24 protein-coding genes and 1 riboswitch are annotated in these 23,639 nt (G+C 53.6%); of the genes, 12 read left to right on the forward strand and 12 right to left on the reverse strand.

The window, feature by feature from the left end:
• Positions 1-15 precede the first annotated feature (15 nt).
• A complete protein-coding gene (locus APU02_RS06480; protein WP_060569592.1) occupies positions 16-1,284 on the forward strand; it encodes a fimbrial protein in 1,269 nt (422 codons plus the stop codon).
• A 71-nt stretch (positions 1,285-1,355) separates the two neighbouring features.
• On the opposite strand, the gene APU02_RS06485 is transcribed toward APU02_RS06480, so the two are convergent.
• The 5 genes from APU02_RS06485 to yebS all read right to left on the reverse strand — a co-directional run bounded on the left by APU02_RS06485 (position 1,356) and on the right by yebS (position 7,404).
• A complete protein-coding gene (locus tag APU02_RS06485) occupies positions 1,356-1,547 on the reverse strand; it encodes a YebW family protein (RefSeq protein WP_042287832.1) in 192 nt (63 codons plus the stop codon).
• 102 nt (positions 1,548-1,649) lie between these two features.
• A complete protein-coding gene (locus APU02_RS06490) occupies positions 1,650-1,886 on the reverse strand; it encodes a YebV family protein (RefSeq protein ID WP_167333858.1) in 237 nt (78 codons plus the stop codon).
• Positions 1,887-1,991: 105 nt separating this feature from the next.
• Positions 1,992-3,440 carry a 16S rRNA (cytosine(1407)-C(5))-methyltransferase RsmF gene (gene rsmF, locus APU02_RS06495; protein WP_060569593.1) on the reverse strand — a complete coding sequence of 483 codons (1,449 nt, stop codon included), beginning with the start codon at positions 3,438-3,440 and terminating at the stop codon, positions 1,992-1,994.
• Between the two features lie 78 nt (positions 3,441-3,518).
• Positions 3,519-6,152, reverse strand: a complete 2,634-nt coding sequence (locus APU02_RS06500) for a PqiB family protein (RefSeq protein WP_060569594.1) — start codon at positions 6,150-6,152, stop codon at positions 3,519-3,521.
• Positions 6,121-7,404 (reverse strand): membrane integrity lipid transport subunit YebS, encoded by a 1,284-nt coding sequence (gene yebS, locus APU02_RS06505; RefSeq protein ID WP_042287824.1) that lies wholly within the window; start codon positions 7,402-7,404, stop codon positions 6,121-6,123. The genes APU02_RS06500 and yebS overlap by 32 nt, the downstream gene beginning before the upstream one ends.
• Positions 7,405-7,532: 128 nt before the next feature.
• Here yebS and APU02_RS06510 point away from each other — a divergent pair, with 128 nt between their 5' ends.
• From APU02_RS06510 to htpX, 4 genes are all read left to right on the forward strand, one after another.
• Positions 7,533-8,030, forward strand: coding sequence for a GAF domain-containing protein (locus APU02_RS06510; protein WP_060569595.1), 498 nt, complete (start codon positions 7,533-7,535; stop codon positions 8,028-8,030).
• Positions 8,031-8,127: 97 nt separating this feature from the next.
• A complete protein-coding gene (gene proQ / locus APU02_RS06515) occupies positions 8,128-8,814 on the forward strand; it encodes an RNA chaperone ProQ (RefSeq protein ID WP_060569596.1) in 687 nt (228 codons plus the stop codon).
• Between the two features lie 19 nt (positions 8,815-8,833).
• Positions 8,834-10,882 carry a carboxy terminal-processing peptidase gene (gene prc, locus APU02_RS06520; protein ID WP_060569597.1) on the forward strand — a complete coding sequence of 683 codons (2,049 nt, stop codon included), beginning with the start codon at positions 8,834-8,836 and terminating at the stop codon, positions 10,880-10,882.
• A 192-nt stretch (positions 10,883-11,074) separates the two neighbouring features.
• On the forward strand, positions 11,075-11,956 hold the full coding sequence (gene htpX, locus APU02_RS06525) for a protease HtpX (RefSeq protein ID WP_042287815.1): 882 nt from the start codon (positions 11,075-11,077) through the stop codon (positions 11,954-11,956).
• A gap of 77 nt (positions 11,957-12,033) precedes the next feature.
• On the opposite strand, the gene APU02_RS06530 is transcribed toward htpX, so the two are convergent.
• On the reverse strand, positions 12,034-13,407 hold the full coding sequence (locus tag APU02_RS06530) for an MFS transporter (RefSeq protein WP_060569598.1): 1,374 nt from the start codon (positions 13,405-13,407) through the stop codon (positions 12,034-12,036).
• A gap of 176 nt (positions 13,408-13,583) precedes the next feature.
• On the opposite strand from APU02_RS06530, the gene kdgR reads away from it, so the two are divergent.
• Complete coding sequence (kdgR, locus tag APU02_RS06535; protein ID WP_042287810.1) at positions 13,584-14,375, forward strand: DNA-binding transcriptional regulator KdgR; 792 nt, start codon at positions 13,584-13,586, stop codon at positions 14,373-14,375.
• A gap of 111 nt (positions 14,376-14,486) precedes the next feature.
• Here the strand turns inward: kdgR and APU02_RS06540 are convergent, their stop codons facing one another.
• A complete protein-coding gene (locus tag APU02_RS06540) occupies positions 14,487-14,726 on the reverse strand; it encodes a YobH family protein (RefSeq protein ID WP_042287807.1) in 240 nt (79 codons plus the stop codon).
• Positions 14,727-14,884: 158 nt separating this feature from the next.
• Here APU02_RS06540 and mgrB point away from each other — a divergent pair, with 158 nt between their 5' ends.
• The 6 genes from mgrB (at position 14,885) to rlmA (ending at position 19,249) form a co-directional block, all read left to right on the forward strand.
• Positions 14,885-15,028 (forward strand): PhoP/PhoQ regulator MgrB, encoded by a 144-nt coding sequence (gene mgrB / locus APU02_RS06545; protein WP_042287804.1) that lies wholly within the window; start codon positions 14,885-14,887, stop codon positions 15,026-15,028.
• A gap of 74 nt (positions 15,029-15,102) precedes the next feature.
• Positions 15,103-15,390 (forward strand): YebO family protein, encoded by a 288-nt coding sequence (locus tag APU02_RS06550; protein WP_042287801.1) that lies wholly within the window; start codon positions 15,103-15,105, stop codon positions 15,388-15,390.
• 655 nt (positions 15,391-16,045) lie between these two features.
• The gene (locus APU02_RS06555) at positions 16,046-16,162 is read left to right on the forward strand and encodes a DUF2627 domain-containing protein (protein ID WP_042287799.1); all 117 of its coding nucleotides are present in this window, start codon (positions 16,046-16,048) and stop codon (positions 16,160-16,162) included.
• A 39-nt stretch (positions 16,163-16,201) separates the two neighbouring features.
• Positions 16,202-16,411, forward strand: a complete 210-nt coding sequence (gene cspE / locus APU02_RS06560) for a transcription antiterminator/RNA stability regulator CspE (protein ID WP_001062678.1) — start codon at positions 16,202-16,204, stop codon at positions 16,409-16,411.
• 219 nt (positions 16,412-16,630) lie between these two features.
• Positions 16,631-18,376 carry a peptidoglycan glycosyltransferase FtsI gene (gene ftsI, locus APU02_RS06565; RefSeq protein WP_060569796.1) on the forward strand — a complete coding sequence of 582 codons (1,746 nt, stop codon included), beginning with the start codon at positions 16,631-16,633 and terminating at the stop codon, positions 18,374-18,376.
• A 63-nt stretch (positions 18,377-18,439) separates the two neighbouring features.
• Positions 18,440-19,249, forward strand: a complete 810-nt coding sequence (gene rlmA / locus APU02_RS06570) for a 23S rRNA (guanine(745)-N(1))-methyltransferase (protein ID WP_060569599.1) — start codon at positions 18,440-18,442, stop codon at positions 19,247-19,249.
• On the opposite strand, the gene mntP is transcribed toward rlmA, so the two are convergent.
• The 5 genes from mntP to manX form a co-directional block, all read right to left on the reverse strand.
• Positions 19,246-19,812, reverse strand: a complete 567-nt coding sequence (mntP, locus tag APU02_RS06575; protein ID WP_060569600.1) for a manganese efflux pump MntP — start codon at positions 19,810-19,812, stop codon at positions 19,246-19,248. The genes rlmA and mntP overlap by 4 nt on opposite strands.
• A gap of 113 nt (positions 19,813-19,925) precedes the next feature.
• Positions 19,926-20,028: riboswitch (yybP-ykoY riboswitch) on the reverse strand.
• A 195-nt stretch (positions 20,029-20,223) separates the two neighbouring features.
• Complete coding sequence (locus tag APU02_RS06580; RefSeq protein WP_042287791.1) at positions 20,224-20,682, reverse strand: DUF986 family protein; 459 nt, start codon at positions 20,680-20,682, stop codon at positions 20,224-20,226.
• Positions 20,683-20,739: 57 nt separating this feature from the next.
• On the reverse strand, positions 20,740-21,591 hold the full coding sequence (locus tag APU02_RS06585; RefSeq protein WP_024132703.1) for a PTS mannose transporter subunit IID: 852 nt from the start codon (positions 21,589-21,591) through the stop codon (positions 20,740-20,742).
• 12 nt (positions 21,592-21,603) lie between these two features.
• Positions 21,604-22,404 carry a PTS mannose/fructose/sorbose transporter subunit IIC gene (locus APU02_RS06590; protein ID WP_042287787.1) on the reverse strand — a complete coding sequence of 267 codons (801 nt, stop codon included), beginning with the start codon at positions 22,402-22,404 and terminating at the stop codon, positions 21,604-21,606.
• A gap of 57 nt (positions 22,405-22,461) precedes the next feature.
• Positions 22,462-23,430, reverse strand: coding sequence for a PTS mannose transporter subunit IIAB (gene manX, locus APU02_RS06595; protein WP_060569601.1), 969 nt, complete (start codon positions 23,428-23,430; stop codon positions 22,462-22,464).
• Positions 23,431-23,639 lie beyond the last annotated feature (209 nt).

The raw sequence follows: 23,639 nt of genomic DNA on the forward strand, positions 1-23,639 counted from the left end.
TTAAGGAAAAACGTCATGCAAATCAAACCCGCCTTTTGGCGCTATGTTGGCGCTACTGGTTTTCTGTGCTGCGCCATGCTGTATAGCCATCCGGCAAACGCCCTGGTGACCTGTTCAGGGACAAGAATAAATAATGTCGACAGTGAAATCATTCCTCAGGATTACGTCGAACTCAACGTTCCTATTCTTTCCGATCGCGTCACGGTAAGCGCCCTTCGCGATCTCCCTTTTGGCTCTGAGTTATTTTCGCAGCGGATAATAAACACGGGCGCTGTGAGCTTAGGATACAGTGATTGCACATCAAGTACGGGTAGCAATGAAACTTTTTACGTAAACGGTAGACTGGAATTTGAAAATGGCGGACCGGCGACCGTCGGTCAGTATCAGGGGTTTGACATTTATGAAACGGGAACACCTGGTGTCGGTTTTTCACTGGTCTGGCGCGACAATACCGTCAACCGTTCTCTTCCTGTCGAAAAAATCTCGTCGCCGAACTCGTTAGACATGCCCTTCGCCAACTCTGTCGCGCCAGGTTCCGGTTATATCATGTTTGTGCTGGTCAAAACGGGGGATATTCCTGCAGGGACATGGACGCTGCCTGTCACTATTCCCCCTATTATTACTTACGCTTTTCCCGGCCAAAATATGGCGGCGGACTTTCAGGTAAAGGGTCAACGTATTCGTATTAGCGGTAACCTTAATGTCGTTGCTGGCAGTTGTCAGACACCGGATGTGCATGTGCAGTTAGGGGAGTATGAGATAACTGATGCGATGAACCGATCTAACTGGTATTCGCCGTGGAAAGATTTCAACATTCAATTGATCAATTGCCCGGTGATGGCCGGACGCTATGAGAATGCTTTTAATTATTCGAGTCCCGGCAGCAGTTGGGCTGGTGAAGGCAGCAGCAATACCTTTGTTGAGGACCCCTGGTATCCCAGCGTCATCGCCTATCGCCTCGATCCGATTAACGAAGTGGGGGTAACCTACATTGGTCAACCCTGTGTTAAAACCGATCCTGAGCCGAATGGTTCAGAGGGGCTCTGTATTGAGATCGAGGATCCGATACTGCCAAATAATAAAAGCGCGTTAGCATCCAGCAGTTTCGATTGGCGAGGTAAGGCTTTTTTGAATCAGTATTACCTGGGCAGTAACGCGACAAGTTATACAATTCCGCTGCGTGCGCGCTATTCCCGCCTTCGCGAAGCTACCGGCGGCACCGTGCTTCCAGTAAAAGCCGGCACGGCCAATGCAGCCGTGGAATTTACCATCTTCTACGAGTAAACAATCGTTCATTAATACGCAGCTCCTGGCGGCTGCGTAGCTTTCTTCCCGCCAGGCAAGTGCTGTCATGGCTAAAAGTCGCTGTACTGCTGCGCGGGCATCCAGAATCCATCAATAAAATCTTCGACCGGAAAGCAGCCGCCGTGGCGAATCCGCTGATCGTCCATCGAATACAGGCATTGTTGCTCAGTATCGTATACATCCACCACGATATCGTCACAACCGCCATCCAGATAACACACAAACAGAACCAGTGCGAACATTCCATCCTCTATTTGTACAGCCGTATCAATAGTGTAGGAGGAATTTACGGAAGCGGGAAAGGGGAAGTAAATAACCCGCCAGGCCGACGGGTTCTTTTTGAATCAGGCAAGGCGCATGATCCAGGCATCAGACTGTTGATCGTAATGGTTGCGGAACAGCACCGAATGTTCCCCGTTGAGGATGGCAGGGATGCTGGTTTCGTCGTCCCAGGCATCCAGTTGCATACATAAATCCGGGTCGGATTTACACGGAATGGTTAACGTTCGGTCTCCTGGCGACTCGCCGTGTAATTCGGCATCGTCGATTTCAAAGGCGCCAATGCGCACACTGGTTTTCATCATCGTGCTCTCCGTTGGTTCACTGTTTGTGGTACGACCAGTTTAGCCGTCCATTTTTCAGCGTAGTCAACGCAGGCAAAAGCGCCAGTCAAAAAATGCGCAAAATTAGTTCTTTTGCGCGTTACCGGTAAACAATTTGCCGTCGCGAACCAGCTCGCGCGGATAGCTGTTTTTCAAACGCGAACCGATGCGTTTCGCCAGACCAATCGGCTGATGCTGAAAAGTGACCAGAACGTCATCCGTATCAGGCGTGTGCTGTGGGTAGACATCACGCCCGCGATACCACGCTTCGGCTTCCTCTGGGGTAAGTTCAAAGGCCGTACGATGGGTGACATCGGCAAGCGCAATCACCGCTTCGTGCTGCCAGCGGAAACCCTTGTTATGGGTCTCAGCGAGCTTAATGCCCAGACGTGAGAAACGGACTTTTCCGATCACGGGTTCGATCTCCGCCGGGAAAAGCCATAGCTCTTTATCGCGTTGCCACAGACGCATACCGTTGTCCCATTTCAGACCGAGGGCGTTCGCGGCCTGGACAATCTTTGTCGCGTCGCGGTCTTTTACCGGTGCAAAAGGAAAATTGCCTACCTTGTATGTTGGGGCCGGCAAAGGCGGGATCGACGCCGTTTTGCGCAGACGCGCCACAAAGAAGCCTTCGCAATCATAAATCTGCGGGAAAACATGCAGGAAACCCTCTGCCGTGAGCGCTTGTTTTGCTTGTGGAAAGAGGTCGGCGAGCGGCAGAAATTCGACGGCATCGCCATACTGTCCTTTCAGCCAGTGTACGACGGCTTCATTTTCTTCACGGTTCAGCGTACAGGTTGAATAGACCAGCGTGCCGCCAGGGCGCAGCGCATGGAACGCGCTGTCGATCAGTTCACGTTGTGTTGCGGCGATCGCATGATTGCTCTCAACGGACCAGTTTTTCAGCGCATCGGGATCTTTACGCACGACGCCTTCGCCTGAGCAGGGCGCATCAAGCAGAATGGCGTCGAACATTTCCGGCAGCGCCGCGCCGAATACGCGGCCATCAAAGTGGGTGAGCGCCACGTTACCGATCCCGCAGCGGCTGATGTTAGCGTGAAGCACTTTTACCCGGCTGGCGGCGTATTCGTTCGCCAGAATCGCTCCCCGGTTCCCCATCCGCGCAGCGATTTGCGTCGTCTTTGAACCTGGCGCGGCGGCAACGTCCATAACGCGTTCCGGCATATTCCCGTCGGCAAACAGCGCGGCGACCGGCAGCATCGAACTGGCTTCCTGAATGTAAAACAGCCCGCTCAGATGCTCTGCGGTACTGCCCAGCGGCAGTGAGTCTTCATCATCCCGCGCGATCCAGAATCCTTCCTCGCACCACGGCACCGGCGTAAGCGACCAGCCGTAAGGCGCGGTCAGGGTAAGGAAGTCGGCGACCGTGATTTTCAGGGTGTTGACGCGAATGCTGCGACGCAGCGGACGCTGGCAGGCGGCGAGAAAATCGTCGAAAGAGAGGGAGGCGGGCATCGCCTCGCGCATTTGCGTGAGAAAGGCTTCAGGAAAATAAACAGCGTTTTGAGTCACGGAGCGGCACCAGCGGCAGTAAAACAGGCGCGCAGTGTAGCATAAAGGCTCCGGCGCGAGCACGCCGGAGCAATGGTATTAGCGCGGCAGAGCCGTTCCCCATTCGCGCCACTCTTTCGGTTCGCTTTCCTGCAACAGGAAGTGTTTGCCTGCCTGCGCTTTCGGCGCCAGCGGTATGCCTGGCGGGGTAGCAAAGGCAATGCCGCCGCGAATGAACTGATTAAAGGTGCCGGTTTTCACGACGCCGCCCGTCAGGCCGAAGTCCAGACTGTAGCCGGAGGCCAGCCAGAAGACCGAATTATTGCGCACCAGATGCTGATAACGTTGGCTGATGCGCAGGGCAATCATCACGCGGTCCGACAGCGAACCCAGCGTCATGCCGGTCACCGTTCCGACCTCTATCCCGCGGAACAGGACCGGCGTACCGATAGCCAGCGAACCGGCCTCCGGCGCTTCCACCACAATACTTAAACCGTCGAGATAGCGAGAGTCGGTGATGGTGGCTTCCTGAAGTTCAAAGTTGCGACGAGGATTCCCGCGCCCCGGCTCCACGTTGATATAAGGTTGCAGGATGGTATCCAGATGCTCCACGCCTGCCGCCGAGATTTGCGGGGTGATCACCGAGAAACGGGTGCCCGCGCGGGCAAAGGTCTGCACGTATTCCGGGTATAACACCGCTTTCGCCTGAACTTCGTTGCGGGCGGTGATCAGTTCCAGGGTCTGGATCTGCCCGATATCAATCCCGAGGTAGCGGATCGGCATGCCGGCAGCCAGCTTCCCGGCATCAAAAGCGTGAAGGGTAATCTGGCCGCCAACGGCGCGGGCGGCGGTTTCCGAGGCGTACAGAATGCGTTTGTCGCCTTTACGCTGGCTGGCGCTCGCGCCGCTCAGGTTATCGAAGCTGATCGCGCCTTTCAGCGCCCGCGACAGGGGAGAGGCCTGAACGGTCAACCCGCTGCCGTTGAGCTGTACTTTCGCGCCGCCTTCCGCCCAGAACACGCTGTTGCTGGTCAGCAGGTTACGGTATTCCGGTTTGATATGCAGGTCGATATCAAACGCGTTGGCGCGCGGACGCACCGTGATCACTTCACCCACCTCAAATTTGCGATACAGCACGACCGAACCCGCCTGCACGTCAGGCAGCGTTTCCGCGCTGAGCGTCAGGGTGGTCGTAGGCAGATCGCTGAGGCTATTTTCCACCGCTTTTTCCAGATTGGCATACAGCGGATAGCTGGATTTCATTTCGCCTTTATTACCGGGCAGAATGCGAATACCGCCATTGATCCATTCGCTGGCGCTGGCGCCGAGAAACTCCACGCCGTCCAGTCCGACTTTGACGTCGACCCGACTATTGACGACAAATTTGCTGTCGCCTTTCACCAGATCGCGATGTTGCGGATCGATGGCGACGGTAAAAGTCACGCCTTTGGGGGTCAGTTTGCGGTCGATAACCTGGCCGACCTGAACGCCATGCAGGATCAGCGGCTGCCCCGCGTCAATGCCGTAGCTTTCCGGCGCGGTGAGAGTCAGGGTCAGAACGTCAGGCTCGTGCAAAAGCGCTTCTTCGCCGGGAACGACCACAAACTCGTTACGCGGTTCGCCGTCGCCGGGTACCAGCTCAAAGGTTTTGCCCGTCAGCAGCGAGCTAATATTGGCGTCGCTAAGCGAGAGTTTAGGACTGCGCAGTTCAATGCGGGTATTCTCACGCAATAACGTGACCACGCTGGGATCGACGGTCATTTCGCCGGTGACTTTACCACCCGGTTGTAATACCAGTTTGGTGAGTTCGCCAACCTCAAGCCCCTGATACATCAGCGGGGTGGAGTCCGCCTTCAGCCCTTCGCCGCTCGGCAGTTGCAGCTTCACAATAACGCCACGCTGGCTGTGGGCCAGATCTTCATACAGCCCGAACGAATCTTCTTGCTCCGCCGGTTTTGACGACTCCGGCGAGTCAAAGGCGATAGCGCCGTTAACCAGTGCGGCCAGGCTTTCGAGCTTCACTTTCGCCCCGCTCAGGCTGACGTCTGCGTCGATGCCCGACACGTTCCAGAAGCGACTGCCTTTTTTCACCAGGTTGGTGAATCGGCGTTCGATCAGCACGTCGATAGTGACGCCCTGTTTATTAGGATTGATGCTGTAGTCATACACTTTGCCGACCGGGATCTTACGGAAATAGACCAGTGAGCCGCTGTTCAGCGAACCGAGATCCGGGGCATGCAGATGAATCATTAAATCGCCATTATCAAGACGATATTTCGGCTGGGTGTCGAGAGCGACAAAGTGATCCTTCTCGGCGCCTTTGCCGGGCATCATGCCGATATAGTTGCCGCCGACCAGCGCGTCAAGCCCGGAGACGCCAGCAAGCGAGGCTTTAGGCGTGACCAGCCAGAACTGGGTTTCTTCGCGCAGGGCATCCTTCATGTCTGATTTAATGCTGACCCGCACTTCAATTTTGCGCAGGTCTTTACTCAGGCTGATATCCTGGACAGTACCGACTTCGACGCCCTGATAACGGACGGGCGTTCGCCCCGGCACAATACCGTCCGCCGACTGAAAGTCGATGGTAACGGTGTTTCCACGATCCTCGTAGCTGTTCCATATCAGCCAGCCCGCAATCATTAAAGCAATGAGCGGCAATAGCCAGAAAGGCGAGATACGGCGTTTTGTTTTAATTTGCGCTTCAGTCTGCGAAGCGGGCGTTTCCTGACTCATGTGCATCCCAAAGTAAGCGGCTGTCCAGCCATTCAACAGCAAGAATAGTCAAAATTACCGCTGCGCCGAAATAAAACGCAGCCGGTCCCATAGTAAAAGCAAGAATCTGGTCGCGGTTAATGAGCGACATGGTTAACGAAATAACAAACAGATCCAGCATCGACCAACGGCCGATCCAGGTCACCATCCGCAGCAATTGGATGCGCGTCCGCAGCCCCTGCTCACATTTGAAATGAATGCTGAGCAGCAGGGTAAACATGACGATCACTTTGGTAAAGGGCACCAGAATACTGGCGATAAAGACCACGGCGGCAACGGCGATATTGCTGCTGGCGAGCGACATAATACCGGACATGATGGTGTCTTCCTGACGCCCGCCGTTGACGTAGATCACCGAGATAGGCAACAGGTTTGCGGGCAGCAGAAAGACAATTGACGCCAGCAGCGCCGCCCAACATTTTTGTATGCTCTGGTTTCGACGTTCGCGCAGCGGAATGTGACAGCGCGGGCAGCGTCCCCGGCGATCCGGGTAGCCGGTAAAATGGCAGCCGAGGCAGACGCGGAGCTTTTCGTCCGGTCGATTTGCTGGCCGCTGCGGATAAAAACGCTCCCACAGCTGCTCGACGTTGAGGTGCGAGAGCGTCAGGATGCTCAGGATGACTAACGCCACGAAAGCGAAAAGGCCGACGCCCGGCTGTAAGAAGGCGTAATCCTGAACCTTAATTGACGCAACGCCAATGCCGACCAGGTAAATGTCCAGCATCACCCACTCTTTCAGTCTTTCCAGCATCAGCAGGACTGGGCGCAGATTCATGCCGAGGATATTGCCAAACCACAGATAGGCTATTGCGGTGACAAGGATCAGCGGCGCGCCGGCGACGCAAAAGAACACCATCGCGGCGGTGACAGGATCGCCCTGTTTGGTCATCTGCCAGATCCCCTGCATAACGTTGGCGTCAATGCGGATGCCGAGCAGATAGATGTGCAGCAGCGGCTCGCCCCAGGCAAAGGGCATCAGCAGCATCATGGTAACCGCCATCGCCGCGAGACGGGTTAACGACCAGTCGCGACCGTCGCGTATTTTCGCCTGGCAGCGGGGGCAATAGGCGCTCTGGTGAGAACGCATTTTCGGCAGACTAAACAGCAGGTCGCACTGAGGGCAGCGCTGATAGTGTGCACGGGGAAGAGCTTCGCTGATGGACCAGATCGCTATTTTTTTGGTTGGCGTAATGTGTTGAGTCTTGAGAGCCATGTATCGCGATTCAAAGTGTTAGATTAATGTAATATTAACTCATGACGGGAATGATCTTGAGCAATAACGCATTTAATGCTTATTTTAATAGTCCGGCAGTAAGCGTAAGACAACCAAGTGATTAAATAATGAACAAGACCGAGCTGTATGCGGATCTGAACCGCGATTTTCAGGCATTGATGGCAGGGGAGACCAGTTTTTTGGCAACGCTGTCGAACACCAGCGCGCTGCTGTACGAACGTCTGGCGGACGTGAACTGGGCGGGTTTTTACCTGCTGGAAAACGACACGTTGGTGCTGGGCCCGTTTCAGGGCAAAATCGCCTGCGTGCGGATCCCGGTGGGGCGCGGCGTATGCGGTACCGCCATCGCGCAAAATCAGGTTCAGCGTATTGAAGACGTTCACGCGTTTGATGGACACATAGCCTGCGATGCCGCGAGCAATGCGGAAATCGTGCTGCCGGTTACGGTAAACGCGCAGCAAATCGGCGTGCTGGATATCGACAGTACGGTGTTCGGACGTTTCACTGAAGAGGACGAAGCCGGACTTCGTGAGCTGGTAGAACAGCTTCAGACCGTGCTTGCAACGTCGGATTACAAAAAATTCTTTGCGAGCGTCGCAGGATAATCAACGGATAACGTAGCAATTACTGATGGCGTCATTATAATGACGCCTGTTCATGCCTGCGGCTTGTTGGCTACGTCCGTTGTAATCAGGAAATTTCATGGAAAATCAACCTAAGTTGAATAGCAGTAAAGAAGTTATCGCGTTTTTGGCCGAGCGTTTTCCGCAGTGCTTTAGTGCGGAAGGCGAAGCGCGCCCGCTGAAAATTGGTATTTTTCAGGATCTGGTGGAGCGTATTGAGGGTGAAATGAACCTCAGCAAAACGCAACTTCGTTCCGCTTTACGTCTTTATACTTCCAGCTGGCGTTACCTGTACGGCGTGAAGCCGGGCGCGACGCGTGTTGATCTCGACGGCAACCCGTGCGGTGAGCTGGATGAGCAGCATGTTGAACACGCGCGTAAGCAGCTTGAAGAAGCGAAAGCACGCGTTCAGGCGCAGCGTGCGGAACAGCAAGCGAAAAAACGTGAAGCTGCCGCTGCCGCAGGGGAAACCTCCGACGCGCCACGCCGCGAGCGCAAGCCGCGTCCAGCGCCGCGCCGTAAAGACGCGACCGAACGTAAACCGCGTGGAGAAAAACCGGCTGCAAAAGCGCCGCGCGCCCCTCGTGAAGAGAAGCTGACTCCGGTTTCGGATATTTCCGTCCTGAGCGTAGGCCAGTCTCTGAAGGTGAAAGCGGGTAACGATGCGATGGATGCCACGGTATTAGAAATCACCAAAGATGGTGTCCGTGTACAGCTGAATTCGGGTATGTCTTTGATTGTACGCGCAGAACACCTGGTGTTCTGAAACGGAGGCCAGGCCTGGCATGAACAGATTTTTTAGGCTTACCGCGTTAGCTGGCCTGCTTGCACTAGCAGGCCAGACCTTCGCTGTAGACGACATTACGCGTGCCGATCAAATTCCCGTCCTTAAGGAAGAAACGCAACATGCGACCGTCAGTGAGCGCGTTACGTCGCGCTTCACGCGTTCGCATTATCGTCAGTTCGATCTTGACGAGGCTTTTTCCGCCAAAATTTTCGACCGTTATTTAAATCTTCTCGACTATAGCCATAACGTATTGCTGGCTGGCGACGTAGAACAGTACGCGAAGAAGAAAGGCCAAATAGGTGACGAGCTACGTTCGGGAAAGCTTGACGTTTTCTACGACCTCTACAATCTGGCGCAAAAGCGCCGCTTCGAACGGTATCAGTACGCGTTAACGGTGCTGGAACGTCCGATGGATTTTACCGGCAACGATAATTTCAACCTGGACCGCAGCAAAGCGCCCTGGCCGAAAAATGAGGCTGAGCTGAATGTGCTGTGGGACAGCAAAGTGAAATTTGATGAGCTTAGCCTCAAGCTGACCGGCAAAACCGACAAAGAAATTCGCGAAACGCTGACGCGCCGCTATAAATCAGCGATTCGCCGTTTGACTCAGACCAACAGTGAAGACGTTTTTTCCCTGGCGATGACGGCATTCGCCCGCGAAATCGACCCCCATACCAACTACCTCTCGCCGCGCAACACCGAGCAGTTTAATACTGAAATGAGCCTGTCTCTGGAAGGCATTGGCGCGGTGTTGCAGATGGATGACGACTATACGGTTATTAACTCCATGGTCGCGGGCGGTCCGGCGGCGAAAAGTAAAGCGATTAGCGTTGGCGATCGCATTGTCGGCGTAGGACAGACCGGCAAGAGCATGGTGGATGTGATTGGCTGGCGTCTTGATGACGTGGTTGCGCTTATCAAAGGTCCAAAGGGCAGTAAGGTTCGCCTGGAAATTTTGCCTGCCGGTAAGGGGACAAAAACCCGCATTGTGACGCTGACCCGTGAACGTATTCGTCTTGAAGATCGCGCGGTTAAAATGACCGTTAAAACCGTCGGCAAAGAGAAGGTCGGCGTGTTGGACATTCCGGGCTTCTACGTCGGTCTGACTGACGATGTGAAAGTCCAGTTGCAGAAGCTGGAAAAACAGAACGTCAGCAGCGTCATTATCGATCTGCGTACCAACGGCGGCGGGGCATTGACCGAGGCTGTTTCGCTCTCTGGTCTGTTTATCCCTTCTGGTCCGGTGGTCCAGGTGCGCGACAATAACGGTAAAGTCCGTGAAGACAGCGACACCGATGGCGTTGTGTACTATAAAGGGCCGCTGGTGGTAATGGTCGATCGCTTTAGCGCATCGGCGTCGGAAATCTTCGCCGCGGCGATGCAGGACTACGGTCGTGCGTTAATCGTTGGCGAACCGACCTTCGGCAAAGGTACCGTTCAGCAATATCGTTCCCTGAACCGTATTTACGATCAAATGCTGCGTCCGGAATGGCCCGCGCTGGGCTCGGTGCAGTATACGATCCAGAAATTCTACCGCGTGAACGGCGGCAGTACCCAGCGCAAAGGGGTAACGCCGGATATCATCATGCCGACAGGTAATGAAGAGACGGAAACCGGTGAGAAATTCGAAGATAACGCACTGCCGTGGGATAGCATTGATGCGGCAACTTATGTGAAGTCAGGCGATCTCAAACCGTTCGGACCCGCGTTGCTGAAAGCGCACAATGCCCGTATCGCCAGCGATCCTGAGTTCCAGTACATCATGAAGGACATTGCCCGTTTCAATGCTATGAAGGATAAACGCAACATCGTTTCTCTTAATTATGCTCAGCGTGAAAAAGAGAATAATGAAGATGATGCGTTGCGTCTGGCGCGGATCAACGATCGGTTTACGCGTGAAGGCAAACCGGTGTTGAAGAAACTGGACGATCTGCCGAAAGATTACCAGGAGCCGGATCCGTATCTTGATGAAACCGTGAAAATCGCGCTGGATCTGGCGCGGCTCGAAAAAGAGAAGCCCGCAGAACAGCCCGCTCCCGCCAAATAACCCCACACAGGCACAAGAAATTGTGCCTGTTTTTTTAACACTCGCAGCAGGACGTCAGCCAACGGCAACAAAATGTAAAGTTGTGTCTTTCTGGTGACTTACCGCCCGCTGATGCTTGAAAATAACCATACGACCCATACGATGTGGGTAATCGCATAGTGCGTTTTGTTAAGTTGAGGTTAAAAGAAAATTATGATGCGAATCGCGCTCTTCCTGTTAACGAACCTGGCCGTCATGGTTGTGTTCGGTCTGGTGTTAAGTCTGACAGGAATTCAGTCGAGCAGCGTACAGGGCCTGATGATCATGGCGCTGCTGTTCGGTTTTGGTGGTTCCTTCATCTCTCTGCTGATGTCCAAATGGATGGCGTTGCGTTCCGTGGGCGGAGAAGTGATTGAGCAACCGCGCAATGAAAGAGAACGCTGGCTGTTAAATACCGTCGAAACGCAGGCGCGTCAGGCGGGTATCGCTATGCCGCAGGTGGCTATTTACCATGCGCCGGATATTAACGCCTTTGCGACCGGTGCGCGCCGTGACGCGTCGCTGGTGGCGGTCAGTACTGGCCTGCTGCAAAACATGAGTCCGGACGAAGCCGAAGCGGTCATTGCGCACGAAATTAGCCATATCGCCAATGGTGACATGGTGACAATGACCCTGATTCAGGGGGTCGTGAACACCTTTGTTATCTTTATTTCGCGTATTCTGGCGCAGATCGCCGCAGGTTTTCTTGGCGGCAACCGCGACGAGGGTGAGGGCAGCAACGGCAACCCGATGATCTACTTCGTGGTGGCGATGGTTCTGGAGCTGGTCTTCGGCATTCTGGCAAGCATTATCACCATGTGGTTCTCCCGTCACCGTGAATTCCATGCCGACGCGGGCTCTGCGAAGCTGGTCGGGCGTGAAAAAATGATTGCCGCATTACAGCGTCTGAAAACCAGCTATGAACCGCAGGAAGCATCCAGCATGATGGCGTTTTGCATTAACGGTAAGGGCAAGTCCCTGAGCGAACTGTTTATGACGCACCCGCCGCTGGATAAACGTATCGAAGCGCTGCGCAGTGGCGCATACCTGAAGTAAGACATGATGTCCGGTGGCGCTGACGCTTCCCGGACATCATGGTTGAATCTGAATGCGCGTCTTTTGACGCGCATTTTTTACGCCTGCGAACGAGGTTGAGTGATGCGTAATCCACTCACCACGGCCGCCACCGACGCCAGAATACCGGCTGCCAGCAGGGAAACGTGCGTGCCGTTATCACCGAAATGGTTGAGCATAAGGGCAACCAATGCCGCGCCCGTACTTTGTCCCAGCAGACGTGCTGTTCCCAGCATACCGCTCGCGCCGCCGCTGCGTTCGCGCGGGGCTGACGTGATAATGGTGTGATTGTTTGGCGACTGGAACAGTCCAAAACCCGCCCCGCATAAAATCATCGGCCAGATGATATTAAAGTCGGACGGCGCAGAAGGCAGCAACACCAGCGCGAACAGGCCGCATGCCATCACCACCATGCCCATCGCGCCAAGTAATCCGGCGTGAACACGCTCGATCAGATACCCCGCCAGCGGGGCCATCACCATTGTGGCCAGCGGCCAGGGGGTCAACAGCAAGCCGGTTTCCACTTCACTACGTCCCAGAACCGTTTGCAGATAAAAAGGCAGGGAGACCATTGCCAGCATTTGAGCGCAGAAAGAGCAGATGGATGTGCCAATCGACAGGGAAAAAAGCGGAATACGCAGCAGATCGACCGGCAACAGCGGCACAGGAAGGGCCAACTGTCGGCGGATAAATAAGTAACCTACCATCATCAGCGCCACCAGCTCCGCGGTAATTAACGTCAGCGATTGTCCTTGTGCAAAACCACTGAGGGCCGTGATTAACAGTCCAAACGTCAAGGCATTCATGATCGCGCTCGGGAGATCGAAGCGTGGTTTATTCTCCCGCGGCGCGTTGGGCGGCAGATAGCGGATTGCCAGCAGCAGGGCGATAATGCCCAGCGGGACATTAATTAAAAACAGCCACTTCCATGATGAGATGGAGAGGATGGCGGCGGCAATGGTGGGGCCAGCGGCAGACGAGACGGCGACAATAAACGAGTTAATCCCCATTCCGCGTCCCAGATGGCGCTGGGGGTAGATCAGACGGATGAGCGCCGTATTGACGCTCATTAACGCCGCGCCACCGAAACCCTGCGCCACACGCGCCACGGTGAGCATCTGTAACGAGTCGGAAAGCGCGCAGAAAAGCGAAGCCAGCAGAAAGACCACCAGTCCGCATTTGTAAATACGGCGATAGCCAAACATATCGCCAAGAAAAGACAGTGACAGTAACGAAACGACAATCGCGATTTGGTAAGCGTTAACCACCCAGATAGAGCTGGCGGCAGAAGCCTGGAGATCGGTGGCGATGGTGGGCAACGCCACATTAGCGATCGCGCCATCAAGCACGGCCATTGAGATCCCGATGACGATGGTAAAAATAGCACCGTAGCGCTGCGGAAGCGGCAGACCGTCGGCCTGTGATTTATTCATATGGTTGATAGTTTTTGCGAGGAGTATGATCAGGGTAGCGATTTTAGCACTGATATTCAGGCCTTATGTCGCAGATTTGTAACGAAGTAAGCAAAGATGGATTGCGGCCGCCTGGCGCTGAAATTATAATAAAAACTCGTTCTGATTTTTATAAAACACTCGTAATGAGGTGATAAATGGCTAACGCAGATCTGGATAAACAGCCCGATTCTGTATCTTCCGTGCTAAAGGTTTTTGGCATTTTGCAGGCGCTGGGAGAAGAGCGTGAAATAGGGATTACCGAGCTGTCTCAGCGCGTCATGATGTCAAAGAGCACCGTTTATCGCTTTTTGCAGACCATGAAAACCCTGGGCTATGTGGCGCAGGAAGGCGAATCAGAGAAGTATTCTCTGACGCTCAAACTGTTTGAACTGGGCGCGCGTGCGTTGCAAAACGTCGATCTTATCCGCAGCGCCGATATCCAGATGCGAGAACTTTCCCGTCTGACCAAAGAGACGGTGCACCTGGGGGCGCTGGATGAAGACAGCATCGTTTACATCCATAAAATCGACTCCATGTACAATCTGCGCATGTACTCCCGAATTGGCCGCCGTAACCCGCTGTACAGTACCGCGATTGGTAAAGTCCTGCTGGCCTGGCGCGACCGTGAGGAAGTGAAGCAAATTCTTGACGGCGTTGAGTATAAACGCAGCACCGAACGCACCATCACCACCACGGAAGCGTTGCTGCCGCTGCTGGATAAGGTGCGCGAGCAGGGCTACGGCGAAGACAATGAAGAACAGGAAGAGGGATTGCGCTGCATCGGGGTGCCGGTATTCGACCGTTTTGGCGTAGTGATCGCCGGTCTCAGCATTTCTTTCCCGACCCTACGTTTCTCTGAAGAACGCTTGCACGAATATGTTGAAATGCTGCATACCGCCGCACGTAAAATCTCTGAACAAATGGGCTATAACGACTATCCGTTTTGACAATCTACGGATTGAGATGACGCGTTAACGCAACGCGAGACGTGACAAGAAATACAGGGGCAAATCGTTCCTGTATTTCTTATTTGCTTCCTCTCCCGCTTCGGCAGAAGATTAATTATTATCCACCACCACTGCGCTTTTGCGTAGCAGCGGGCAGTTCGTTAAACCAATGATGCCGCTATCAGAATGAATATACTGCGCAGTCGCCGTGCCACGGGCCGTTAAGTATTTACACTGCAGGCCCAATCCGGCTGCATTCTCCTGGCTGCCGATCAGCACACCATACCCACTCAGTAACAGGCCAATCCAGACCAGCGCAAGCAAAACAATAGCGCGAACAATCAAACGCATTATGACCTCTTTTCTTTTGTTGGTGAGACTGAGCTTAACGGCTACAACTATTGAAACAAGTGAATGATTCCTAAAAGATGCTATTGTCGCTACAGTTAGCCCCGGTTTAAGTAGCGCATGGTAATTTAGCGCCATAAGGTGTTGAAGCGGAGAGTGGAGTGAAAAAGTTTCGATGGGTCATTCTGGTTGTTGTTGTACTCGTGTGCCTGCTGCTGTGGGCTCAGGTGTTCAACCTCATGTGCGATCAGGATGTTCAATTCTTCAATGGAATTTGCGCCATCAATAAATTTATCCCCTGGTGATGCCATTTTCGCATCCGTTGATTTCCTTCCTCTGGCGCGGTGGTAGAATAGCGCGTCTATTGTGAGGTGGTGAAATGAACGAAGTTGTAAATTCTGGCGTGCTCAATTTTGCGTCATTGATTGTATCGGTGGGGGTTCTGGTTGTCGGTCTGGTGCTGTGGTTCTTCGTTAACCGCGCCAGTTCTCGAACAAACGAGCAGATAGAACTGCTTGAAGCGTTACTGGAACAACAGAAGCGGCAAAATGCATTGCTGCGCCGCCTCTGTGAAGCCAACGAACCGGAGAAAACCACGGAAGCGCCAAAAGCAGTGAACGACGCAAAAGAGGATGATGGCATCATCCGTCTTGTTGCAGAGCGTTAATCCAGCGGTAAGAACGGGAGTGACGTTGCCTGCCATCGCGTCACTCCTGCATGTCGCTTTTGCAGGCGCACTTTATTTGTGCATTCCTCACCGCTTCGTTATATCCCTTTTTCCTCGTTCTATTAAACTGTTATCGTGCGCTGTCTCGGTATTATATTTTCTTAACCGGGAATAACGTGTTGGTTTTCGTTATGTGATAACGATCGGTTTTATTTTTATCGAAACGTTTCTCTCCCTTTTTTTGTGCATTGTCATCATTCTTTCATTAAATTAGTGCATAAGAAGAGAAGAAAACCCGGCAGGGTAAAATGTTTTGGAATTTATGCAACCCGACATTTTTGCGTTGAAACAATTTATGCATAACAAAGCAGAATTTGTGAAAACGCCGTAAACCAACAAAATGATCGGGGATAAGCTGGCGGTTCTGAAACTCCTGGTCTATGGTTAACAAGTCCTTGTTGCGCAACCGATCCGGCGAAGGTGCTGGAACGCCGCGGGAATATAACGATACGCGTGTTGACGCATAACTGTGCAGATACACCTTATCGTCTCGTGAGATTTGTGCGACGGATCGAGACACGTTTAAAAATGGCTTGCCATAATTAACGTTGTATGTGATAACACGTTTTGGGTTAAACGAGGTACAGTTCTGTTTATGTGTGGCATTTTCAGTAAAGAAGTCCTGAGTAAACACGTTGTCGTTGAATACCGCTTCTCTGCCGAACCTTATATTAGTGCCTCATGCAGTAATGTCTCAGTTTCATCTAGGTAATGCCTGCGGGCAAAGAAAACACTCTAAGGAATTTTGCAAATGGCAAAGATTAAAGGTCAAGTTAAGTGGTTCAACGAGTCTAAAGGTTTTGGCTTTATTACTCCGGCAGACGGCAGCAAAGATGTGTTTGTACACTTCTCCGCTATCCAGGGTAATGGCTTCAAAACTCTGGCTGAAGGCCAGAACGTTGAGTTCGAAATTCAGGACGGCCAGAAAGGCCCGGCTGCTGTTAACGTAACCGCTATCTGATCGACACCACTGATTTGAAGCGCTCGCGCGCATCACACTCAGATTTAAAGCCTCGCGAATGCGGGGCTTTTTAATTCATAATCCTTCAAAATATTTCAAAACCCTCATCCGTTAGTGGTTTGTTGCAAAGCCGCGACATTATTAGCATTGTTCCCCCCGCTTTCCTGCCGGATTTCTCGTTAAATCAATCACCTGAAAAGAATGAAAGCCGGAGTACAGGTGAAAAAGAAAAATGAAGGGGCGGCGAGAAACTTCACGCCAGCGCGCTTCGCGCTCCTCTGTCTCGCCATATTGCTCAGTCTTGGGCTGCTGCTGGGACGGGTGGCATGGCTACAAATTGTGACGCCCGACACGCTGGTAAAACAAGAAGATATGCGTTCGTTACGCCATGTGACCACGGCTTCGCCGCGCGGGATGATAACCGACCGGGAAGGTCGTCCGCTGGCGGTCAGCGTTCCGGTCAACGCCGTCTGGGTAGATCCGAAAATGCTGATCGGCAAGGGTGGGGTAGGATATAACGAACGCTGGCAGGCGCTGGCAAAAACGCTGCATCTTTCGCTGAGTACGCTGGCGGCCCGGGTCAATCGCGATCCGTCCAGCCGCTTTCTTTATCTCGCCCGTCAGGTCTCGCCGCAGCAGGCGCAGTGGATCGATAAGCTTAATCTGCCAGGGATCAATTTGCGCGAAGAATCCCGTCGTTTTTATCCCGCAGGTCACGTCGCGGCGAATCTCATCGGCTTTACCAATATCGACGGCCAGGGCATCGAAGGCGTGGAGAAAAGTTTTAACGCGCAGCTGATGGGCAAACCGGGGTCGCGCCTGGTGCGAAAAGATAAGTTTGGTCATGTGATTGAGAACATTACTGAAGTCAGTCCAGTCCCGGCGCACAATTTGCAGCTCAGTATCGATGAGCGGTTGCAAACCGTAACGGAAGACGCGCTGGATAACGCCGTCACCTGGAACAAAGCGGAGTCGGGGGCCGCTATTTTAGTGAGCATTGCCACCGGCGAGGTGCTGGCGATGGCGAACTACCCGGACTTTAACCCGAACAATCGTGACGGCGCGGTGCTGGATGATTTCCGTAATCGTGCCATCAGCGACACCTTTGAGCCGGGGTCGACGGTGAAGCCGCTGGTCATTATGACGGCGTTGCAGCAGGGCATAGTGCAGCCGGACAGCGTCATTGATACCCATCCGTTTACCCTCGATGGACATCGCATACGCGACGTAGGATTTTACCCGGAGCTTACGCTGACCGGTATTTTACAGAAGTCGAGTGATACCGGCGTGTCGCATTTGTCATTGGCGATGCCGGTTCAGAGGCTGATCGATACCTATAAAAACTTTGGCTTCGGTCAACCGACAGGGCTGGGACTTACCGGCGAAAGTCGCGGGCTGATGCCGCAGCGCCGCTACTGGAGCGATCTCGATCGGGCGACGTTTGCCTTTGGCTACGGGCTGATGGTCACACCGTTACAACTGGCGCACGTTTACGCCACGATTGGCAGTTTCGGTATCTACCGACCACTCTCTATTACCCGCATAGACCCGCCGGTGATGGGGAAACGGGTAATGCCTCAAGCGCTGGTTAAGCAGGTAGAGCATATGATGGAAAGCGTCGCCTTGCCGGGAGGCGGCGGGACGAAGGCCGCCGTGCGGGATTACCGGGTGGCGGTGAAAACCGGTACCGCCAAGAAGATTGGCGCTGACGGGAAATATGTTGATAAATATGTGGCCTATACCGCCGGTGTCGCGCCAGCAAGCGCGCCGAAATTTGCGCTGGTGGTGGTGATCAACGATCCGCAAAACGGTTCGTATTATGGCGGTGCGGTGTCCGCGCCCGTTTTCAGCCAGATAATGGGGGATGTGCTGCGTCTGGAAAATGTAAAACCGGACGGCATGCCTGCCGATTCCAGTCATCTGCTGGTAATGCATGGCGCGCAGGCGCCTGAGACCACGTGGTGACATATTCTCCCGGGGCGCAAATCGCGCTACACTTGCGCCCTTTAGCAGCCTGCCGGAGTTACTATGTCGTTTTCCTGCCCCCTATGTCACCTGCCCCTTAAGCAGGTGAAGAACAGCTATCTCTGTCCACAGCGTCATCAGTTTGACGTGGCGAAAGAGGGGTATGTGAATCTACTGCCGGTACAACACAAACGTTCACGCGATCCGGGTGACAGTGCCGAAATGATGCAGGCGCGACGCGCCTTTCTGGACGCGGGGCATTATCAACCGCTGCGTGACGCCGTGGTGGCGCAACTCTGTGGGCGTCTGGACGTTCCGGCCCCGTCGATTCTGGATATCGGCTGCGGGGAGGGGTACTACACCCATGCCTTTGCTGACGCTCTCCCTGCGGCTACCCTTTATGGACTGGACGTCGCGAAGGTGGCCATTAAAGCCGCCGCAAAACGCTATCCGCAGGTCACGTTTTGTGTGGCATCCAGCCATCGCCTGCCGTTTGCCGACGCCAGCCTGAACGCCATTGTCAGGATTTACGCACCGTGTAAGGCCGCCGAACTGGCGCGGGTGGTTAAACCTGGCGGATGGGTGATCACCGCCACGCCAGGGCCACGTCATTTAATGGAGCTGAAAGGGCTGATCTATAATGACGTGCGTCTTCATGCGCCGCATGCGGAACAGCTGGAAGGATTCACTTTAGTCGAGTCGGTTTCTCTCGCTTACCCCATGTCCCTGAGTGGGCAGGCAGCGGTGGCGTTGTTGCAGATGACCCCATTCGCATGGCGAGCGAAAGCGGAAGTGTGGACGGCGCTGGCCGACAGAGAGACCTTTGATTGCCAGACGGACTTTAGTCTGCACATCTGGCAACGCGCGGCTTAACCGTGAAAGTGCGTCCAGAGGATCTGGACGCCAATGCCAATCAGGACCAACCCGCCAAGTATTTCGGCCCGTTTACCGAGCAGGGGACCGATAAAACGGCCGACCATCATACCCGTCGTTGACATGATCAGGGTCGCGCAGCCGATAGCCAGCGCGGTGGCAATGATATTGACCTGCAGGAACGCCAGACCTACCCCAACAGCCATCGCGTCGAGGCTGGTAGCGATGGCGGTGGTCACCAACAACCAGAAGCCATGACGGCGCAAGGGTTCTTCATCCTCGTCGTTACCGCCGCGAATGCCTTCAATCATCATCCTGCCGCCAAGAAAAACCAGCAGGATAAAGGCGATCCAGTGGTTCCACTCCAGCACGAACTTACTTGCCAGCATCCCCAGCCCCCAGCCGATCAGCGGCGTCAGGGTTTCGACCGCGCCGAAAATCAGTCCCGTGCGCAGGGCTTCAGAAAATTTAGGTTTGTGCAGCGTGGCGCCTTTACCAATGGATGCGGCAAATGCATCCATTGACATACCGAAAGCGAGAATAATTGTGGCGGTGATATTCATGACAGCGTCCTGACCGGGGTTTCCATAAAACACACCACTGCCCCCAGTAAACATGCATGCCGGAACAACGTTCTGTGGCCTGCACAGCAGTTGATGCGCCTATGGTCTCGCCTGACTCAACTGACGATGAGTCCGTACGCGCCACGTTTTGCAACGAGTATGTTGACACGTACATTTCCGGAGTCTGGAAATCGGCTACTCCCCAATGACGGCGCAACCTTAACATATTTTGAGAATATAAAACAACTGCGGGAAAATATTATTTGACTTCTAATTGCAAACGATTTTCATTTGGCTTTAATTATTGAAAAAACGTTAAAATAAATAACATTTTCGAAGCGGATATATAGCCTGAGCTATGTTTAGGTTACCGAAAAAACAGTAAAACATTGCTCAGGCTATAACTGTAACTCACTGAGAAGAAACAAGAAGTTTATATATTTTTTCGAGGTCATCGATATTCCGAACGCGAATGAGTAAGCGCCGTTGCTCTAATTGCATCACCAGAACGCCATCTTCCGATAAATTCATCTCTTTAATCCGGTTATATTCTATCCACACATTGGCGAAGAAAAAGCCTTGCTGCTTGAAGATGATCCTGGGCGCACGGATCCAGAAAATATAAAAGCCCATCAACGCCAGCGCACATAATAACCAGGTGGTCAGAATTGCCCCATGGCTGGTGACGTTGTTATAGATCAGAATGGCGAGTAAACCGATGAAAATAACGCTGTCCACGCGTCCCCGACGCAGCAGGGGGATAGCAAGCAGAGTGGGGCCGTTGCGGCGGGGCATGATGAACTGATCGTAAATCGCGTATGCCAGTAACGCGGCGATAAAGAAAACCAGCACCAGGTCCGTGATCGACATCTGTCCTCCAGAGAAAATAAAAACGGGGCCGTTTGGCCCCGGTAGTGTACAACAGTCTTACTGGCCCAGCAGGCCGACGGCGTAACCTGCGATACCGATGACGAAGAAGCCAACGATAATCCACAGCGGGTTAACTTTCTTACGCAGCAGCCACATACAGGCGAAGGTCAGCAGCAGCGGCACCAGGCCCGGCATCAACTGGTCGAGGATGGTCTGAACAGTGGTGACGCGGGTCTGTCCGTCCTGACCGGTGATGGTGGAAACCACCAGTGGAATATTGACGTGCGTCCACTTGTTCACCAACGCCCCCATGACAAACAGGCCGAGGATTGACGCCCCCTCAGTCAGTTTTTGCAGGAAGCCGCCGCCCATATCCTTAACGATATCGACGCCTTTACGGTAACCGTAGGCCACGCCGTAGTAGCGGGTCGCCAGGCGCACCAGGTTAAACAGAATGAAGAACAGCAGCGGACCAAGCAGGCTACCGCTCATCGCGATCCCGGCGCCTAATGCCGCGAATACCGGACGTACGGTACCCCAGAAAATCGGGTCGCCGACGCCCGCCAGCGGTCCCATCAGACCGACTTTGATACCGTTGATCGCGCCATCGTCAATCTCTGCGCCGTTGGCGCGCTGTTCTTCCATCGCCAGCGTTACGCCGAGAACCGGTGCGGCAACGTACGGATGGGTATTAAAGAATTCCAGGTGACGTTTGATGGCCTGCTTACGCGCATCGTTGTTCTCCGGATACAGACGGCGAATGGCCGGTACCATGGAGAAGCAGAAACCCAGCGCCTGCATACGTTCGAAGTTCCATGAACCCTGAAACAGGTTAGAACGGATGAACACGCCACGAATGTCACTCTGAGTGAGTTTTTTCTCGGTGGTAGTTTTAGTCATATCAACCATTTCGTTCACCTGTTAGTCCAGTTCGTTATCGAGATCGTTGTTACCCGCGGCCTGTACTGGCGCACCTGCGACACGGTTATATTTCGGGCTCAACTGAATGTAGAGGATGGCCATGACCGCGCCAATCACACCCAGAGCAACCAGGTTGAAGTTAGTAAACGCCGCAGTGACGAAGCCGAGGTAGAAGAACGGCATCAAATAGCCTGCGCGCATCATATTGATGACCATCGCGTAACCGACGACCACAATCATACCGCCGGCGATGTTCAGACCGCCTGTCACCACTTCCGGAATCGCGTTCAGCATGCCCTGAACTTCGCTGGTGCCTACGGAGATCGCCACGATCACCGCCGGGATAGCGATACGCATCGCCTGCAGGAACAGGGAGGAAACGTGTAGCCAGGAGAGCGCCGTCAGGTTGCCGCTTTCCGCGGCTTTATCCGCAGCGTGCTGGAATGCGACAGTGATGGTACGAACGATAATGGTCAGCACCTGGCCTGCCGCGGCCAGCGGGATCGCCAGCGCAATACCGGCGCCAATGCTTTGATGACCCGCGATAACCAGAACGGTCGAGATAATAGAGGCCAGTGCGGCATCCGGTGCGACCGCAGCACCGATGTTCATCCAGCCCAGCGCGATCATTTCCAGGGTACCACCGATGATAATACCGGTTTTCATATCCCCGAGAACGGCGCCAATGAGCGTACAGGCCACCAGTGGGCGGTGGAACTGAAATTCATCAAGTACCGACTCCATACCCGCGATACATGCGACGATGAACACCAGCACAATCTGAAGAGTGGTAATCTCCATTGTACTTCTCCTATTGCTATACAGACATATGTGTGAAAGCTAATTAAATGCCGGTGGTTACTTGCCCACTTTGGCGATCAAATCCATCATTTTCAGTTTTGGATCGGTGGAAACTTTCCGCGCTTCAAGTTCAATACCGCGCGCGTTGAGTTTATTGAAGGCTTCGATGTCTTTCGCATCGACGGAGATTGCGTTGTTCACCTGGGTTTTACCCTGACGGAAAGCCATACCGCCAATGTTGACAGAGGTGATCTTCACGCCGCCTTCCACAATGCGTTCGACGTCGGTCGGATTAGTGAACAGCAGCATCACACGCTCGCCGGCATATTTCGGGTTGTTGTAAACGCGAATCATCTTGGCGACGTCAACCACATGGGCCGTCACGCCGGGCGGTGCGACCTGGGTTAACAGTGTTTTACGCACGGTATCCGCAGCCACTTCGTCGCTGACGACGATAATGCGGGTCACGTTCGTTTCTTTTGTCCAGCGGGTCGCCACCTGACCGTGGATTAAACGGTCATCGATGCGCGCAAGGCCAATCACCATATAATCATTTGGTCCCATCGGCTTCGCGGGGGCCGCCGCTTTAGGCGCAGCGGCGACAGGCGCAGGCGCCGCCGTTTCAACCGGTTTCGCTTTCAGCGCTTTCACGCCTTCGCGACCGGTTTCGACAGCAAGCTGCACCAGCTCGTCAAAGCTCGGGTTGTCGTCTCGCGCCATAAAGGTTTCAACCAGCATAGGAATATTGACGCCAGCGATCACTTCGTAATGCTCTTTGTCGACGACAATGCGGCTGGCAGCGTTAAACGGACTGCCACCCCACGTATCGACGAGAAACAGCACGCCGCTGCTGGTGTCGAGTTTTGCTAGCTGAGCGTTGTACTTTTCGATCAGTGTCTCGGCGTTTTCACCAGGAACGAAATCGATCCAGCCGACGTTTTCCTGCTCGCCTAACAACATCTCTGCTGTTTTGAGTAACTGCTCTGCAGCCCAACCATGTGTGCCTATCACAATAGCAATGGTCACTTGCTACCTCCTTTATTATCGTTAACACATCATTCAGTAAGATGTATTTGAATCGTCGTCCGCAATCGAATCGATTCAGATAAGGGTTACAATGAAAAAGCAATGAGTTTCGTGAATTATTTTAGATATCGAAAAAAATATTTTATGTGATGAAGATCCGTAATTTAGCTTTCGCCGATGAGAAATTTCGTAGAGTAAAATATCCCCGT

Source organism: Citrobacter sp. 50677481, assembly GCF_001463265.1.
In the GTDB taxonomy this organism is placed as follows: domain Bacteria; phylum Pseudomonadota; class Gammaproteobacteria; order Enterobacterales; family Enterobacteriaceae; genus Citrobacter_A; species Citrobacter_A sedlakii.